17 protein-coding genes are annotated in these 17,132 nt (G+C 54.8%); 16 read left to right on the forward strand and 1 reads right to left on the reverse strand.

What is annotated here, in order from left to right:
• Positions 1-63 precede the first annotated feature (63 nt).
• The 3 genes from HZS80_RS00860 to HZS80_RS00870 are packed head-to-tail and all read left to right on the forward strand — an operon-like array spanning position 64 to position 3,705.
• Positions 64-894 carry a TatD family hydrolase gene (locus tag HZS80_RS00860; protein WP_035566176.1) on the forward strand — a complete coding sequence of 277 codons (831 nt, stop codon included), beginning with the start codon at positions 64-66 and terminating at the stop codon, positions 892-894.
• A 37-nt stretch (positions 895-931) separates the two neighbouring features.
• Positions 932-1,495, forward strand: coding sequence for a DUF1285 domain-containing protein (locus tag HZS80_RS00865; RefSeq protein WP_035566175.1), 564 nt, complete (start codon positions 932-934; stop codon positions 1,493-1,495).
• Entirely contained in the window at positions 1,492-3,705 is a 2,214-nt protein-coding gene (locus tag HZS80_RS00870; RefSeq protein WP_179914852.1) for an ATP-dependent helicase, read from the forward strand. The genes HZS80_RS00865 and HZS80_RS00870 overlap by 4 nt, the downstream gene beginning before the upstream one ends.
• 104 nt (positions 3,706-3,809) lie before the next feature.
• Here the strand turns inward: HZS80_RS00870 and HZS80_RS00875 are convergent, their stop codons facing one another.
• Positions 3,810-5,474, reverse strand: a complete 1,665-nt coding sequence (locus HZS80_RS00875) for an electron transfer flavoprotein-ubiquinone oxidoreductase (RefSeq protein WP_035566171.1) — start codon at positions 5,472-5,474, stop codon at positions 3,810-3,812.
• Positions 5,475-5,947: 473 nt separating this feature from the next.
• Between HZS80_RS00875 and HZS80_RS00880 the strand changes: the two genes are divergently transcribed.
• The 13 genes from HZS80_RS00880 (at position 5,948) to HZS80_RS00940 (ending at position 17,131) form a co-directional block, all read left to right on the forward strand.
• Positions 5,948-6,697: an electron transfer flavoprotein subunit beta/FixA family protein gene (locus HZS80_RS00880; protein WP_035566169.1), complete on the forward strand. Its 750-nt coding sequence runs from the start codon at positions 5,948-5,950 to the stop codon at positions 6,695-6,697.
• 56 nt (positions 6,698-6,753) lie between these two features.
• Positions 6,754-7,680 (forward strand): electron transfer flavoprotein subunit alpha/FixB family protein, encoded by a 927-nt coding sequence (locus HZS80_RS00885; protein ID WP_179914853.1) that lies wholly within the window; start codon positions 6,754-6,756, stop codon positions 7,678-7,680.
• A gap of 201 nt (positions 7,681-7,881) precedes the next feature.
• Positions 7,882-8,493, forward strand: coding sequence for a superoxide dismutase (locus HZS80_RS00890; protein WP_179914854.1), 612 nt, complete (start codon positions 7,882-7,884; stop codon positions 8,491-8,493).
• Between the two features lie 254 nt (positions 8,494-8,747).
• Entirely contained in the window at positions 8,748-8,969 is a 222-nt protein-coding gene (gene nrdH / locus HZS80_RS00895; protein ID WP_008956787.1) for a glutaredoxin-like protein NrdH, read from the forward strand.
• A 9-nt stretch (positions 8,970-8,978) separates the two neighbouring features.
• Entirely contained in the window at positions 8,979-9,413 is a 435-nt protein-coding gene (gene nrdI / locus HZS80_RS00900) for a class Ib ribonucleoside-diphosphate reductase assembly flavoprotein NrdI (RefSeq protein ID WP_082072590.1), read from the forward strand.
• Positions 9,395-11,575 (forward strand): class 1b ribonucleoside-diphosphate reductase subunit alpha, encoded by a 2,181-nt coding sequence (gene nrdE, locus HZS80_RS00905; RefSeq protein WP_246361631.1) that lies wholly within the window; start codon positions 9,395-9,397, stop codon positions 11,573-11,575. The genes nrdI and nrdE overlap by 19 nt, the downstream gene beginning before the upstream one ends.
• A gap of 80 nt (positions 11,576-11,655) precedes the next feature.
• On the forward strand, positions 11,656-12,627 hold the full coding sequence (gene nrdF / locus HZS80_RS00910) for a class 1b ribonucleoside-diphosphate reductase subunit beta (protein WP_179914855.1): 972 nt from the start codon (positions 11,656-11,658) through the stop codon (positions 12,625-12,627).
• A 48-nt stretch (positions 12,628-12,675) separates the two neighbouring features.
• A complete protein-coding gene (locus HZS80_RS00915) occupies positions 12,676-13,080 on the forward strand; it encodes an NUDIX hydrolase (protein ID WP_179914856.1) in 405 nt (134 codons plus the stop codon).
• Between the two features lie 208 nt (positions 13,081-13,288).
• Entirely contained in the window at positions 13,289-14,071 is a 783-nt protein-coding gene (locus HZS80_RS00920; RefSeq protein WP_035566160.1) for a DUF3450 domain-containing protein, read from the forward strand.
• Entirely contained in the window at positions 14,068-15,414 is a 1,347-nt protein-coding gene (locus tag HZS80_RS00925; RefSeq protein ID WP_035566158.1) for a MotA/TolQ/ExbB proton channel family protein, read from the forward strand. The genes HZS80_RS00920 and HZS80_RS00925 overlap by 4 nt, the downstream gene beginning before the upstream one ends.
• A 1-nt stretch (position 15,415) precedes the next feature.
• On the forward strand, positions 15,416-15,958 hold the full coding sequence (locus tag HZS80_RS00930; protein ID WP_035566155.1) for a MotA/TolQ/ExbB proton channel family protein: 543 nt from the start codon (positions 15,416-15,418) through the stop codon (positions 15,956-15,958).
• Entirely contained in the window at positions 15,951-16,358 is a 408-nt protein-coding gene (locus HZS80_RS00935; RefSeq protein WP_035566153.1) for an ExbD/TolR family protein, read from the forward strand. Before HZS80_RS00930 ends, HZS80_RS00935 begins: the two co-directional genes overlap by 8 nt.
• On the forward strand, positions 16,355-17,131 hold the full coding sequence (locus tag HZS80_RS00940; protein ID WP_179914857.1) for an energy transducer TonB: 777 nt from the start codon (positions 16,355-16,357) through the stop codon (positions 17,129-17,131). Before HZS80_RS00935 ends, HZS80_RS00940 begins: the two co-directional genes overlap by 4 nt.
• Position 17,132 lies beyond the last annotated feature (1 nt).

The raw sequence follows: 17,132 nt of genomic DNA on the forward strand, positions 1-17,132 counted from the left end.
CGCCGTTGATACCTTGAAAGTAAGCACCATGGTGTTAACGCCCTATCCGTTGTCGAGACCTGCATGTTTGTTGATTCGCACTGTCACCTAGATCGTTTATCTGACCAGACGCACGGGGGCGACCTCGCTGCCACACTGGCAACTGCGCGCGCGGCCCACGTTAGCCAATTTCTTGCGGTCGCCGTTACCTTGGAGGAGTTGCCGCAACTTGCAGCCATTGCTCGTGAGCATCACGATGTGGCGATCTCTGCTGGCTTGCATCCTTTGCATCACAGTGAGAACGAGCCCAACGTTGAGGATATAAAAGAAGCTGCCGAGCAGTATGGCGCGGTAGCCATCGGCGAAACCGGGCTGGATTATCACTACCGCGACAGCGTGCCGCTAGATGTGCAACACGAGCGGTTCAAGCGTCATTTGATTGCCGCGCGTGAGTTAGAACTGCCAGTGATTGTGCATACCCGTGAAGCCAAAGAAGAAACGTTGGCTCTGCTGCGTGAATATAGCGACCCTCGCGTGGGCGGTGTATTACACTGTTTTACTGAAGACTTAGCGATGGCCCGTGAAGCTGTAAGGTTGGGCTTTTACATTTCGTTATCAGGGATTATCACCTTTCGTAACGCTGCACTGCTGCGAGAGCTAGCCCGCCAGCTGCCGCTGGATCGCCTGCTAATCGAAACCGATAGCCCCTATCTTGCCCCTGTTCCTTATCGCGGCAAGCCCAACGAGCCGGCCTGGGTAGTGGAAGTGGCGGAGTGTATCGCTAGTGAGCGGGGGGTCAGTGTTGACGAGGTCGCCATGCAGACCACAGCCAACTTTTATCAGCTCTTTCGTGCCGCTGCGCCTGATGCTCCGCACCATGTCAAAGAGGCGTTAGAACAGTCTGGGCTTCTATAGCCCTGTGTGTTGAATGCGCTTAAGCAAGGAGGGCGAGATGAATATCGATAGATTGCTGCTGCAGCGTGACGAAGTGGGAGGCACTATTCCTCCCCTTGACCACTGGCAGCCTCCGCTCTCTGGAGACATGAACCTGCGTATTCACGCCGATGGCAGCTGGTGGCACGAAGGACAGACCTTTGCCCGTCCCAAGGTGGCGCGTTTATTGGCCACGCTGCTACGTCTTGACGAAGATGGTTACTGCTTAGTCACGCCGGTAGAGCGTTGGCGGATAGAGGTAGAAGACCTACCGCTGGTCGCGGTAGAGGCCGACTTTCACGACGATGCTTGGTGGTTCACCACCCAGTTTGACGATGTCGTTCGCTTGGATGCCGAGCACCCGCTTTCCGTCACTTTAACGCCTCAAGGCGAGGCAGTCCCGCAACTGCCGGTACGTTTTGGGCTGGCCGCCAGGCTGCACCGTAATGTGTATTACCAGCTTGTTGACGCAACAGAAGCCCGTGAAAACGACGATGGCACTACTGAGATTGGGTTAATGAGTGCCGGTCAGTGGTTTGCGCTCGGTCAGCTTGACGATGAACCATCAGGCGAGGCGCCGTGAAGTTAACCGCTGAACAGCAGGCCGTTGTGAATCATACCGCCGGTCATGCGCGGGTGGCGGCCGTCGCAGGCGCAGGTAAAACCACTACCATGGCCGCTCGGGTGCTACACCTGTTGGCCCGTGGTGTGCCGCAAAAGCGCATTCTGGTGTTGATGTTTAACCGTTCCGCCAAGGATGATTTTCAGCGCCGTTTAGCGTCAATGGCGCCTGCCGGGCAGGCGCTGCCGGATGTGCGCACGTTTCACTCACTAGGCCACCGCCTAACCCAAAGCCTATGTCGCTGGGGCGCGCTTGCGCCTCGTCAGCTATTATCCGCCGATTGGCAATTAGAGAGGCTGCTTCGTCAAGCGAGCCTTAATGTGCTGCGCGACGCAGTTGAGCGCCGTGATGCTGCGCTAGAAGGAGATCGGCTTGAAACCTTGGCCCACTTCTGCGGCTTGGTTAAAGCAGAGATGATTACCCCTGAATCGCTCTATGAACGACTCAATGTTGACCCGGATACCGACTATTTTCCGGCTGCTTTTACCGAGGCGGAGCGGCTACTAGCGTCGGAAGGGGTGATGACCTACGCTGATTTACTTTATCGCCCTTTGCAGGCGTTAGAGGAAGATAGCGCCCTGCGTGGTCGCGTCGAGGGGTTTTTGGATCATGTCATTATTGACGAGTATCAAGATATTAATGCCGCTCAGCAGCGCCTTTTATCCGTGCTGGTGGGCAGCCGTGCCGAGGTAATGGCGGTCGGCGATGCTAACCAATGCATCTATGAGTGGCGTGGCGCCAAACCCGATACGATGTTGGAAAATTTTACCGCCACCTTTGGCGAGGCCACCGACTACCCGCTATCTACCACGTTCCGTCATGGCCATGCCTTGGCGCTTACCGCTAATCATGCCATTGCCGCCAATCAGCGCCGCCCCAATCAGCTGTGTCTGGCCGCGCCCAATAACCCTGAGACGCGCGTCTCGGTAGGGCAGGGCAGTCGGCTGTTACTGGATGCCTTGATGGATTGGAAGGCCCAAGGGCGTGCGTTTAACGAGGCCAGTTTGCTGGTGCGTAGTTGGGCGCTGTCAGTACCTTTCCAGCTGGCGCTTTTGCAGGCGGGAATTCCGTTTCGGCTTCAGCGCGAGGATCGTTTTGTCTTTCGTCTGCCGTTGGTACAGGCACTCGCTGGGTACTTGAAGCTGTCGCGTCGTCCCGATCTGCTGCGCGATCCGCAGCAACTATTACTGCTGCTTTCCCAGCCGACTCCCTTTGTTGCTCGTGAGCGACTGCAGCGATTAGCCCATCAGCTGGCGACTACCCAGCAGTGGCCTGAGCGGCATGACCCTATGTTGACGGCATTAAAGCCGATCCAGCGGCGTACGCTTAAAAAACGCTGGTTGCTGCTATGTGAATTGCCTCAGCTGAGTGCATGGCCGCCCGCCAAGCTGTTAAGGCATGTAGTGGAAACCATTGAGGCGGAAAAAACACTTAAACGGGCAGCGGCGCGGCGCGATAAAGGTGAAGAGGATGTACGCTTACTCGATGTCTTAATTGAGCAGGCGCAAAGCGTTCAAGACCCAGATGCCTTTATCGAGCTACTGGAACGCCCGGTTGAAAATCAGGCGGGCGGCGTGCTGATTAGCACAGTGCACGGTGCCAAAGGGCTTGAGTGGCCATTGGTAGCTGTGGTGGGTGTCAATGAAGAGGATTTTCCCCACTACAGCCGCGATAATCCGCTTAGCGATGAGCGCTTGGAGGAGGAGCGGCGGTTGTTCTACGTAGCCATCACGCGCGCCCAAGAACAGCTATTAGTGCTCCATGATGGGGGCGTACACCGTCCCAGCCGCTTTATCGCCGAAAGTGCCTGGCAAGACAGTATGCGTGTGGCCTCTTGTCTAGCTAACCCCAGTGCGCCAGAAGCATCGCTGCAAGTTACATCGGTGGGGCTGGTTGAGCGTTATCTGACGCGTTTAGGGCGAGACGACATTGTGCTCGCAGCGGCACACGTTGAAGAGCACAAGGCAACTTATTCGGCCGATACTCGCTTTTATCCCGGTCAGCGTCTGCACCATGCGGTATTTGGTGAGGGTGAAGTGGCGGCAGTAGAGGGAAATGCGAGCGACCCGGTGATTGATGTGCGCTTTGACCAAGCTGGCCGACGCAGGCTTATTGCCCGCCGAGCGCCCATTCAGCTATTGGAAGGCTCGCAAAGCGCTATTCTCTCTTAGCGTGTAAGTTGAGTGTGAAAGGGAGGGGCTACGGCTAGTAGGGACGCGTGCTCCCTTCTAGCCGTAACCTTCATGCGGCTGTCTTACATATTAGGGTGATTGGCTTACATATTAGGATAGTTGGGGCCGCCGCCACCTTCCGGTGCTACCCACGTGATATTTTGCGCTGGGTCTTTAATATCACAGGTTTTGCAGTGTACGCAGTTCTGGAAGTTAATCTGAAAACGCGGCTGTCCTTCGCTATCTTCAACCACTTCGTACACACCGGCCGGGCAGTAGCGCTGTGCTGGCTCTGCATACTTAGGCAGGTTCTCTCGGATCGGTAGCTCCGGATCCTCCAGGCGTAAATGGCACGGCTGGTTTTCTTCATGATTGGTATTCGACAGAAACACTGACGATGGTTTATCGAAGGAAAGCTTTCCATCCGGCTTGGGGTAGTTAATCTTTTCAAACTCGTCCGCAGGCTTCAGGGCGCCGTGATCGGTAGTGGTGTCATGGACGTTGGGTAACTTGTTGCCCAGCAACTGGTGGGCAAAGTTATACGCGCCGCCACCGATGGTGCCGTATTTATGGATAGCCGGGCCGAAGCTGGCGCTCTCTTTAAGCTCTTGATACGCCCAGCTGGCTTCCCATTTCTGAGTAAAGCTCGTCAGTTCCTGAGCGCCCTCATCACCGCCTTTAATTGCCTCAAACACGCTCTCGGCAGCCACTAAGCCCGACTTCATGGCGGTGTGTAAGCCTTTAATTTTGGAAAAGTTGAGCGTGCCAGCATCGCAGCCGACCAGCAGGCCGCCGGGGAACGTCATTTTTGGCAGGCAGTTGAAGCCCCCTTTGGTAATGGCCCGGGCGCCGTAAGCAACGCGTTTGCCTTCCTTAAGGTATTGGCCAATAGCCGGATGATGTTTCATACGCTGAAATTCATCAAACGGTGAAAGCCATGGGTTTTGGTAGCCAAGATCCATAATCAGACCTACCACCACCTGCTGATTTTCCGCATGGTACAAAAACCACCCGCCGTGGGTGTTGTTATCTAAAGGCCAGCCTGAACCGTGAACTACCAGGCCAGGCTCATGCTGCTCGGCAGGTACATCCCACAGCTCTTTGAGGCCAATACCGTAGTGCTGGGGGTCGCGACCCTCATCCAGCGAGAAGTCTTTAATTAAGCGCTTCCCAATATGGCCGCGTGAACCCTCAGCAAATAGCGTGTATTTGGCGCGCAGTTCCATACCCGGCATGTAGCCATCTTTGGGTGTACCATCGGCGGCGACACCCATATCACCAATCAGAATGCCGCGCACAGCGTTGTCTTCAATGATAACGTCCTGGGCGGCAAAGCCTGGAAAGATTTCAACGCCGAGCGCTTCTGCCTGCTCGGCCAGCCAGCGGCAGAGGTTGCCGGCACTGATAACGTAACGTTGCTGATCGCCGCCGGTGTTATGCATACTTTTCGGCACCAGTGCGTTAGGCACTTTTTGCGCTTTCTCGGCGTCCTTAAGCAAAACAACGTCATCGCGAATGGCGGGCGTATTGAGCGGCGCGCCGCGTTCTTTCCAGTCTGGAAAGAGTTCAGTCAGTGCGCGGGGCTCAAAAACCGCTCCTGACAAAATATGAGCGCCAACTTCTGAGCCTTTCTCAACCACACAGACCGTTAATTCTTGCTCCGCCTCGTTAGCTTGCTGCATGAGTCGGCAGGCGGCGGAAAGCCCGGATGGGCCAGCGCCGACAATGACGACATCAAAGTCCATTACATCGCGTTCAACAGTTTCCACCCGGCTTCTCCTTATTCTCTTTAAGCGCCAATATCTGCAAAAGCTAGTAAATGCCTACGTTTTAGGTACTAGCTTATAAATAGATGGCCTTAATTTAAAACGGTCGTTTGCTTCTGGTTATGCCCCATGATAGGCATAATACCTGTGTCAGGTCACGCCTACGATGGTGCAAACCGCATTTCTTGGCTGTATGTGTTGCTAGCGATAGATCAATGATAAGACCAAGGCAGTAGCAGCAAGTATTGTCACTAACTGGCAGGCTATGGCAAATTGATAGGGTTTTTCAATCATGTATCTATCAAACGCTTGAATGAATTTGACGGCACTGCCATTTTTGGCAGTGCCCAAGCAAGACGTTATTGCTAATAACGTATGCAGTAACTCTATTACTAGTCGCTATTTAATAAGGGGTACTCGCGAAGCGGGTACCGTCCCAGGTTAACGGCTTTTATTACAAGCCAAGCGAGGAACCTATGAAAGTACTCGTCGCGGTGAAACGCGTCATCGACTACAACGTCAAAATCCGCGTGAAAGCGGACCACTCCGATGTGGACTTGACCAACGTCAAAATGGCCATGAACCCTTTCTGCGAAATTGCCGTGGAAGAAGCCGTGCGCCTGAAAGAGAAGGGTGTGGCGACCGAAGTCGTCGCCGTCACGGTAGGCCCCAAGGCCGCCCAAGAGCAGCTGCGCACCGCGCTGGCGCTGGGTGCCGACCGCGCCATCCATATTGAAACCGACGAGCGCGTAGAATCGCTGGCCGTGGCCAAACTGCTGGCGAAGGTAGTGGATGAAGAGCAGCCCGGTCTGGTGATTCTCGGCAAACAAGCCATCGACACCGACAACAACCAGACCGGCCAGATGCTCGCTGCGCTGACGGGTCTGCCGCAAGGCACTTTCGCCTCGGAAGTGGCGGTGGACGGGGACAAGGTTAACGTCACCCGTGAAATCGATGGCGGGCTGCAAACCATCGCCCTCACGCTCCCGGCGATTGTCACCACCGACCTGCGCCTGAACGAGCCGCGCTACGCTAAGCTGCCCGACATCATGAAGGCCAAGAAAAAGCCGTTGGATGTGAAAACTCCTGCTGACTACGGCGTGGAAGTGGCCTCTAAGGTGAGCCTGCTCAAGGTGGAATCCCCTGCCGAGCGCAAAGGCGGTGTCAAAGTGGCCTCGGTCGACGAGCTGATCGACAAACTGAAAAACGAAGCCAAAGTTCTTTAAGGTCGGTTCTTGACTCTCCGTACTTTGAGATAAACGCTTTGAAAGGAGCTGATGCTATGAGCATTTTGGTACTTGCCGACCTACATGAAGGCCAACTGGCTGGCGCCACCGCCCACGTCGTGGCGGCCGCCCAGGCCATTGGTGGCGATATTGATATCCTGGTCGCCGGTGAAGGCGTTCAAGCGGCAGCAGACGCTGCGGCGAAACTCGACGGCATTAATAAAGTACGCGTGGCGGACAACGCTGTTTACGCCCATCAGCTTGCTGAGCCCATGGGCGCGCTGCTGGTTGAACTGGCCGATGGCTACAGCCACGTACTGGCCAGCGCTTCAACCACCGGCAAGAACGTTCTACCGCGCCTGGCCGCGCTGAAAGACGTCAGCCAGCTATCGGATGTGCTGGGTGTCGAGAGTGCCGATACCTTCCTGCGTCCGATTTACGCTGGTAACGCCATTGCCACGGTGAAAAGCGACGACGCGCTGAAAGTGATCACCATTCGTACCACCGGTTTCGATGCCGTCGGTACCAGTGGTAGCGCCACGATTGAAGCGGTGGATTTTGTCGCCGACAACAGCCAATCCAGCTTCGTCAAAGAAGAGCTGGCCCCGAGCGACCGTCCAGAACTCGGCGGCGCCAAGGTCGTCATCTCCGGCGGCCGCGGCATGGGCAACGGCGAGAACTTTAAGCTGCTGAATGGCATTGCTGACAAGCTGGGCGCCGCCATTGGTGCTTCCCGCGCGGCGGTCGACGCTGGCTTTGTGCCCAATGACATGCAGGTCGGTCAGACCGGCAAAATAGTCGCACCGGACCTGTACATTGCCGTGGGCATCTCTGGTGCCATTCAACACCTGGCGGGCATGAAAGACTCCAAAGTCATCGTCGCCATCAACAAGGACGACGAAGCACCAATCTTTCAGGTGGCCGACTACGGCTTGGTGGGGGATCTGTTCGAGATCCTGCCAGAGCTTGAGAGCAAGCTATAAGCATTTGAATGATCTATAAACATTGAGCCGACTTCGCCAGAAGTCGGCTTTTTTGTGATGGGTACATTAGGTAAACTGCCAATAGTTGACTAAAGTACTGGGGCAAAGGGTAAGAAAAACCACCCCGGTGGTTGAAAAAGCTGCGGGCTGACCGCACATAGGTAAATGAACTCAACGAAAGCCACTCAAGGAGATGATGATATGGCACATACACTACCTGAACTGCCGTACGCATATGACGCTCTCGAACCACATATTGATGCAATGACGATGGAAATTCACCATTCTCGTCACCATCAAACCTACATCAACAACCTGAACGCCGCGTTGGAAGGCACAGGTCTTGAAGATGTACCTGTTGAAGAGCTCGTCGCTAATCTGGATCGTGTTCCGGAAGCCAAGCGTCAAGCCGTTATCAACAACGGCGGCGGTCACGCCAACCACTCCATGTTCTGGCAGATGATGTCGCCCAACGGCGGTGGTAATGCTCAAGGTGATGTTGCAAAAGCGATTGATGCCGAGCTCGGCGGCCTTGAAGCTTTTAAAGAAGAATTCAAAAAAGCGGCCGTTGGTCGTTTTGGTAGCGGTTGGGCATGGCTCTCCGTTACACCTGAGAAAAAACTGGCAGTCGAAAATACCCTGAACCAAGACAGCCCGCTGATGCACGGTAATACGCCGCTACTCGGTTTGGATGTTTGGGAGCATGCGTACTACCTGAAGTATCAAAACAAGCGTCCTGACTATATTGCTGCGTTCTTCAACGTGGTTAATTGGGAAGACGTAGAGCGTCGTTATCAGGCAGCGATTAGCTAATACGGCTATGACCCGCTAATGGTGCCCGTTCTGGCGCTGTGAAAAAAAACCGCCCGCTTTTTTTAGTGGGCGGTTTTTTATTGTCTGGTATAGCCTTGGGTATTAGCTGTCAATATCCTGTGGGTAAAAAAATACCACATATGCTTGAATTGATTTTCCAATGGTCTATATATAGTATGCGTTGTGTCTTTTAGTCAGGGCGGGCACTAGATGTGCTCTACCCGAAAAATGCCGCTATGAAAAGGGGATTACCCATGGAAATTCAGATTTATAGCAAGCCAGCTTGTGTTCAATGTACCGCTACTTACCGCGCGCTAGACAAGCAAGGGCTCGATTATACTGTCATCGATATCACCGCAGAGTCCGGTGCTCAAGAAGAAGTTGAGGCGCTGGGTTATCGTCAGCTTCCTGTCGTGGTAGTCGGCGAAGATCACTGGTCGGGTTTCCGTCCGGATCGCATTCAAGCCCTGGCGTAAGCCGACTACATGCTGGCAAGTTGCTCACACACATCTATGGCCGGCAATTTGGTGTACTTCTCTACTAAATCAGGTAACACCCATCGTTTTGTAGAAAAGCTGGGTTTTGTCGCCACGCGGCTACCGCTAAATCGAGATGAACCTGCGCTACGTGTTTCCCAGCCTTATATTTTAGTTACCCCTACATATGGTGGGGGAAGTTCACAGGGTGCCGTACCCAAGCAGGTCATTCATTTTCTCAACGACACGCATAACCGGAATCTCCTGCGGGGAGTCATTGCTGCGGGGAACACCAATTTTGGCGAAGCATATGGTCTAGCTGGCCGCATCATTGCGAAAAAATGCCACGTACCGCTGCTGTATCGATTTGAATTATTTGGCACTGACGATGACGTGGTCAACGTGCGTAAAGGAGTAGAAGAGTTTTGGAAACGACTAACGTAGCTACCCAGAATGTGGCAGGAACAAAACGGCCTGCGGCGGCTCCTGAGGCGCGCACGCTGGATTACCACGCCCTCAATGCCATGCTCAATCTATACGGGGTCAACGGCGAATTACAGCTGGATAAAGATCGCGAAGCGGCTCGCCAGTACTTTTTACAGCACGTTAACCAGAACACGGTATTCTTCCACTCGTTGGAAGAGAAGCTCGATTACCTCGTGGAAGAGCAGTACTACGAAGCGGAAATGCTGAGCCAGTACAGCTTTGCTTTTATTAAAGCGCTGTTCGAGCAGGCTTATGCGTATAAATTTCGCTTCCCAAGCTTCTTGGGCGCTTTCAAGTACTACACCAGCTATACGCTGAAGACGTTTGACGGCAAGCGCTATTTAGAGCGCTATGAAGACCGTGTCTGCATGGTCGCGCTGACCCTGGCGCGGGGCGATGAAACGCTGGCCAAGTCACTGGTCGATGAAATCATCTCCGGCCGTTTTCAGCCCGCGACGCCCACCTTCTTGAACTGCGGCAAACAGCAGCGCGGCGAACTGGTGTCGTGCTTCCTGCTACGCATCGAAGACAATATGGAGTCGATTGGCCGCTCCATTAACTCGGCGCTGCAGCTTTCCAAGCGCGGCGGCGGCGTGGCTTTCCTGCTTAGCAATATTCGCGAATCCGGCGCGCCGATCAAGCGCATCGAAAACCAGTCGTCGGGCATCATCCCGATTATGAAGCTGCTGGAAGATGCGTTCTCCTACGCTAACCAGTTGGGGGCTCGCCAAGGTGCCGGCGCGGTATACTTAAACGCTCACCACCCGGACATCCTGCGCTTTCTCGACACCAAGCGGGAAAATGCCGACGAGAAAATTCGTATCAAAACGCTCTCATTGGGCGTGACGATTCCGGATATTACCTTTGAGCTTGCCAAGCGCAATGACGACATGTACCTGTTTTCGCCCTACGATGTGGAGCGGGTTTATGGTGTTCCGTTTGGTGATATCAGCGTTACCGAGAAGTATCAGGAGATGGTCGCGGATGCGCGCATCCGTAAGCATAAGATCAATGCACGCGCCTTCTTTCAAACGTTGGCAGAGCTGCAGTTTGAATCGGGTTACCCGTATATCATGTTTGAAGATACGGTAAATCGCGCTAACCCGATTGCTGGCCGTATCAATATGAGCAACCTGTGCTCGGAAATCCTCCAGGTCAACACACCGACTGAGTATGACGATGACCTCGGTTATCGCCATATCGGCCAGGATATCTCCTGCAACCTGGGCTCCATGAACATTGCCAAGGTGATGGATGCAGGGGATATCGGTACCAGCGTGGAAATTGCCATCCGCGGTCTTACCGCCGTTTCGGAAATGAGCAACCTGCGCAGTGTGCCTTCTATTGCCGAAGGCAATGCCCAGTCGCGGGCGATTGGCCTTGGCCAGATGAACCTGCACGGCTATCTGGCGCGTGAGCACATCTACTACGGCTCCGACGAGGGGTTGGACTTTACCAATCTCTACTTCTACTGCGTGGCTTTCCATGCCATACGTGCGTCCAACCGGTTAGCGATTGAGCACAAGGATACGTTTGCAGATTTTGCCAACTCCACCTACGCCTCGGGAACATTCTTCGATAAGTACACTGATCAGGCGTGGCTGCCGCGGACCGACAAAGTACGTGAGCTGTTCGAGCGTAGCGGTATTGCGTTGCCGACCCAAGATGATTGGCAGGAGTTGAAAGCGTCGGTCATGGCCCACGGTTTATACAACCGTAACCTGCAGGCGGTACCGCCCACCGGCTCAATCTCTTACATCAATAACTCCACCTCCAGTATTCACCCGGTGGCGGCGAGAATCGAGATTCGTAAAGAGGGCAAGCTAGGCCGTGTTTATTACCCGGCGCCGTTCCTGGATGAAGCCAATTTTGACTATTTCCAGGACGCTTATGAAATCGGCCCGGAAAAAATTATCGATACCTACGCGGAAGCCTCGCAGCACGTCGACCAAGGGCTATCGCTAACGCTATTCTTCCCGGATACCGCTAGCACGCGCGATATCAATAAAGCGCAGATTTACGCCTGGCGCAAAGGCATCAAGACGCTTTACTACATTCGCCTGCGTCAAAGTGCTTTAGAAGGCACCGAGGTAGAAGGCTGCGTTTCTTGCACGCTGTAATCAGCAAGCGCTTTGTATCTGTTATTGAATGCCCGGTGTTGATCGCCGGGCATTGAACGCTACGTTTTGAGAGCAATGCCATGAACACCATGCAACGTTTATCGCGAGTTGATGCGATTAACTGGAACCGACTCCAGGATGATAAAGACCTGGAAGTGTGGAACCGTCTGACCAGTAATTTTTGGCTACCCGAAAAGGTGCCCTTGTCTAATGATATTCAGTCCTGGAACACCCTGACTGAAAAAGAAAAGCAGCTGACGATCCGCGTATTCACCGGCCTCACACTGCTGGACACCATCCAAAGCAGCGTGGGGGCACCGGTATTAATGGAAGATGCGCGCACTCCCCACGAAGAGGCGGTTTACACCAACATCGCCTTTATGGAGTCGGTGCACGCTCGCTCTTATAGCTCGATTTTCTCCACGCTCTGCACCACGCGTGATGTGGATGACGCGTTTCGCTGGAGCGAAGAGAATCCTACGCTGCAAGCAAAATCGCAGCTGATCTTAGAGCGCTACCGCTCGGATGATCCGCTGATGCGCAAAGTGGCCAGCGTTTTCCTTGAGTCGTTTCTGTTCTATTCCGGCTTCTACCTGCCGATGTACTGGTCAAGCCATGCCAAGTTGACTAACACCGCCGACCTGATTCGCTTGATCATTCGTGACGAAGCCGTGCACGGCTACTATATTGGCTACAAGTTCCAACAGGCACTGGCGGAAGCGACGCCAGAACGGCAGCAGGAAGTCAAAGATTACGCCTACGAGCTGCTACTGGAGCTTTACGACAACGAAGTGCGCTACACCGAGTCACTGTATGACGAAGTTGGCCTAAGTGAAGACGTGAAGAAATTCCTTCACTACAACGCCAACAAAGCGCTGATGAACCTTGGCTACGAGCCACTATTTCCCAGCAGCGTTACCGATGTGGATCCGACTATCATGGCGGCGCTTTCACCCAATGCCGGCGAGAATCACGACTTCTTCTCCGGCTCCGGCTCTTCCTACGTGATCGGAAAAGCCGTCGCCACCGAAGACGACGACTGGGCGTTTTGATAGGGTTTAGGTGCTAATGGTTTAGAGTGGTGAGCGAAGGAGAGGGGTATGACAGGGAATGCTGGTAGTGTACTGAAAATTGCCGCTGCCGTGGTGAGTGACCCAGATGGGCGCTTGCTATTGGTGCGTAAGCACAATACCTCTTTCTATATGCAGCCAGGCGGCAAAATCGATGCAGGTGAGAGCGCGCTAGAGGCGTTGTGCCGCGAGCTGCAAGAGGAGCTTGGCTTGCATGTTAGCGAGGATCAGCTGATACCGCTCGGAATGTATTCCGTGCCAGCGGCTAATGAGCCGGGCGTGATGCTTGAAGCGCATCTGTTTGGGCTTGTTATTGACGAGCCTGTCGAGGTGGCCGCTGAAATTGCCGAAGCAAAATGGGTGACCCGTGAAGAGGCTTGGCAGCTTCCGCTAGCGCCGCTGACGAAAGAGTATGTAGCAGTAGAGCACACATAGTGATGTTTGTGATGAAAGGGCGCTGATAGGCGCCTTTTTTATGCGCGCTCGATGAGCGATAACGCCTGATTGTTAATGATAAATATTGTCATTTATTATATTAGTGGTAGGCTAGGCGCGTGAAAGTTAAACGCAAATCGTTCTAATACCTAATTAGTTTTTAGCCGGGCGGTGACAGCCGCTGGCTACTCAGTGACGGAGAGTCGACGTGCTGAACAGGCCTTTTTTTGCCTTACGTGGATGGTGGCTAGCGGGGGTGCTGGCCAGTGGCACGCTGCTGGCAAGTGAACAAGCAGTGGCTCAAGCGGCCGAAAGTGTAGAAGCCCAGCAAACCCAGGCAGCACTTCAGGCGCAAATTGATGCTGCCGATGAACAAACGCGTGAGCAACTACAAGAGCTACGCCGCTTAGAGCGCGAAACACGCCAGTTAGACGCTGAAAATGCCTCACTGACCGGGCGTTTAGCGGAAGAAGCCGAACGCCAGCAGCGTCTGGCGACTGCTTTGGATACGCTTGAAGAGACGCGTGCAGCGCTGCCTGTGATTGAACAAAATATGTCTGTTCAGCTCAGCCAATGGATTGAACGTGACCTGCCGTTTCTACGCGAGGAGCGGCTGGCACGGGTTGAGCGTCAGCCTGATGAACAGGGCGAAAATACCATTGAACGCATTAATGGGCTACTCGAAGCCTGGCGCGTCGAGCTCGATTATGGCCGTGAGATGGATAGCTGGCGGGGTCGTTTAAGCCAGGATGGCCGCGAACGTGAAGTGGATTTTTTACGTGTTGGTCGTATCGGTTTTTATTATCTAACCCCTGATGGGCGCGAAGGCGGGGTGTGGAATGCTGAAAGCGGTGGATGGCAGCCGCTTGATGACGAGTACCTGCGTGAAGTGCGCAATGGGCTGCGAATGGCGAAAGATCAGCGCGCTCCGGATTTATTAACCTTGCCGCTCTCAATCAGTGCGAATGACCAGCAGGGAGAGCAACCATGAGTCGACCAACTCTCCGTCAACTTTTTTATGCCTGCTTGATATTAGGGCTGGTAGCGATCAGTGGCGCATCAATGGCACAAACCGAAAGCGCAACGTCGCTGCGTGAAGCACGAGAAGCGGCTGAAGCGCGTGACCAGCAGCGTTTAGTGGGATTTTTAGACGACCAGCAAGCATTAGAGTCTGCGCTGGAGCAAGCCCGGACTGAGCACGAAGAGGCTCAGCAGCAGCATGAAGCGTTAGAGATCCAGCAGGCAGAGCAAACCGATCAAGCCAGGGAGTTAAGCGAGCGTCAGGCGGAGCAGGGCGAGGCACTGACAGGGCTGCTGTCTAACCTTGCCCGGCATAGCTCAGAAATTCGCAATGCATTGGGTGACGAGAGTTTGCTTTCCCTAGAAGAAGGGACGCTGCCGCCACGTTTGGATGAAGTCGAAGTGCTCGAACGCCATCAATTGGAAGAGGTGGTGGATCGCTTGGCGGCATTAACGGCGCGTACGGGCCTCGCTGAGCGCCTTTCACTGCCTGTCGCCGATGCTAACGGCGAAGTAACCACCCGTGAGTTGGTGCGGCTTGGAGATTTCGCAGCATTTACCGAAAACGAGCTTTTAGAGCGGGGAGAAAATGACGGCAACCTAGTGGTATTGCCGCGGACACCTGATGTCGTTGGCGGGTTACTAGCGGATTACTACCAGGGCGAGAGCCATGTCTTCGCTGTTGATCCTACTCAGGGCAGCGTGCTGGAAGCCCTAGCCCAGCAGCCCAGCCTGTGGGAGCGTTTCCAGCAAGGCGGTTATGTTGGTTATGTGGTCGTTGCATTAGGTATTTTAGGTCTGATCATTGGGTTAGGGCAGTACCTCTATTTAGTGCTTGTTAGCCTGCGTGTTAATCGACAGCGTCAGTCGCTTAACCAGTTAAAACCTAACAACCCACTGGGGCGTGTATTGCTGCGTTTTGAAGGTATGGACAAACACCAGACCCCTGAAGCGCTGGAAGCACGTTTGGATGAGGCGGTGCTGGCTGAGCTGCCAAAACTGGAGCGAAGCCAGCCAATGGTCAAATTGCTGGCCGCGATTGCGCCGTTACTTGGTTTGCTGGGTACGGTCACCGGCATGATCGTAACTTTCCAGGCGATTACCGTGTTTGGCACCGGCGACCCGCAACTGATGGCGGGCGGTATTAGCCAAGCACTGGTAACCACTGTACTCGGTTTGATTACCGCCGTGCCGCTGCTGTTCGTGCAGACAGCCTTGTCGGGTCGTAGCCGCTATTTAACCCATGTGATTGAAGGGCAGGCGAGCGCGACATTGGCAGATCATCTCGAATCTCACACGCCCGCGGTGAACTGATATGTCCACTCTTCCTCTCTGGCTCGAACCCGTTGAGCGCTTAGTGGAGGCGGGCGGCGCGGTATTGGTCGTGCTGGCAGTGGTGGCTGTGTTGGTATTTGCCATGGCCATGGAGCGCTGGTGGTACTACCGAATTACCTGGCGTATCGCGCGGCGTCAGTTACTGCGCCGTTGGACGGCGCGCAGCGACCATACCAGTTGGAGCGCTCGTACGTTACGTCATGTGTGGGCAGAGGCACTGGTCGCTAGACTGCGTAAACCCTTGCCATGGCTGAAACTGCTGGTCGCGCTGTGCCCTTTATTGGGCTTGTTAGGCACGGTGACCGGCATGATTAGCGTGTTCGATAGCCTTTCCCTAAGCGAAACGCATCAAGCGCGTGCCATGGCGGACGGTGTCGCCCGTGCGACGCTGCCGACCCTAACCGGTATGGCCATTGCGGTGGTGGGGCTTTTATTTATTAGTCGTTTAGAGCACGTCATTCGTCGTGAAGACCAGCGGCTGCAAGATCGCTTGGCGCGGGCACTGGAGGAAAGTGATGCGTAGACGCCGTTCTATAGAAACCACTGCAGAGAGTAATGAGGTGAATCTTACCCCCATGCTCGACGTGGTATTTATCATGCTGATTTTCTTTATCGTCACTACTAGCTTTGTTAAAGAGAGCGGTGTGGAGATTGATCGCCCTGAATCCAGCGCTGCGACGCCGCGCCCAGACGCCCAGGTGCTTGTAGCGATTTCACCGGAAGGCGCCGTATGGGTAGATGGCAGTCCGGTGGATGTTCACCGGGTCGGCCAGCAGGTCGCTGATATGCTGAGTGACGATGGCTCGGTGGTTATTCAGGCGGATCGCGAATCCACCACGGGCTTGCTGATCGAGGTAATGGATCGTTTGCGTGAGGCGGGCGTTGACCAAGTGGCGGTGGCGGCGAGTCGGAGTGGGTCATGATGCGGCACCTGCTGTCGTTATTAGGGGGTGTCGTGCTGGCGGTGGGGCTGTTCTGGCTGCTGGCACAGTTGGTAGCTCCACCTGAGCGTGAGCCTGAGGAGCTAACCATGAGCATGGCAATGACCATGGTTGAAGCGCCGGAAGTAGCTCCTGAGCAGGAGGCACCTACGCCTCAACCTGTAGAAGCCGCGCCACAGCAAGCGCCGCCGCCCATGCCCGCACCCGAGCCGCCTCCGGTAGCGGAAAGCACGATTAGTTTGCCGGAAGTAGAGCTACCGGATGAGCCCGTTGAGCCGGTTGAGATGGACAGCGAACTCCCGGAGCTAACGGAAGTGAAACCGGAACCCCGGCCCGAACCTACTCCTGAGCCGAGACCAGAGCCGACCCCGCAACAGCAACCTGTCGAGGCAGCTCCTAGGGCAGCCCCTGCCCCTGCGTCAGTGGATTCTGCACCCGCCGTGCGTGAGGCCGCCCCGGAAGCTCAGCCAGTGCCCTCTAATGAGCCGGTGAATGTGGGCCAGGTGACACCGACGAACCAAGTTGGTCCAAATTACCCGCCCCGTGCCCAGCGCCGAGGTATGGAAGGCTTTGTAGAAGTGGCCTTTACGATTCGGCGTGATGGCAGTGTCGACAGCTCTTCTATACGGGTTACCAGCGCGCAGCCGCGTCGGGTGTTTGATGATGCCGCGCGGGACGCGATTGCTAAGTGGCAATTTGAGCCCAGTGATCGGTTACGCAATGCCACCCAGCGGATCGAGTTTCAGTTGAGGTAGC

The organism is Vreelandella glaciei (assembly GCF_013415125.1).
In the GTDB taxonomy this organism is placed as follows: Bacteria; Pseudomonadota; Gammaproteobacteria; order Pseudomonadales; family Halomonadaceae; genus Vreelandella; species Vreelandella glaciei.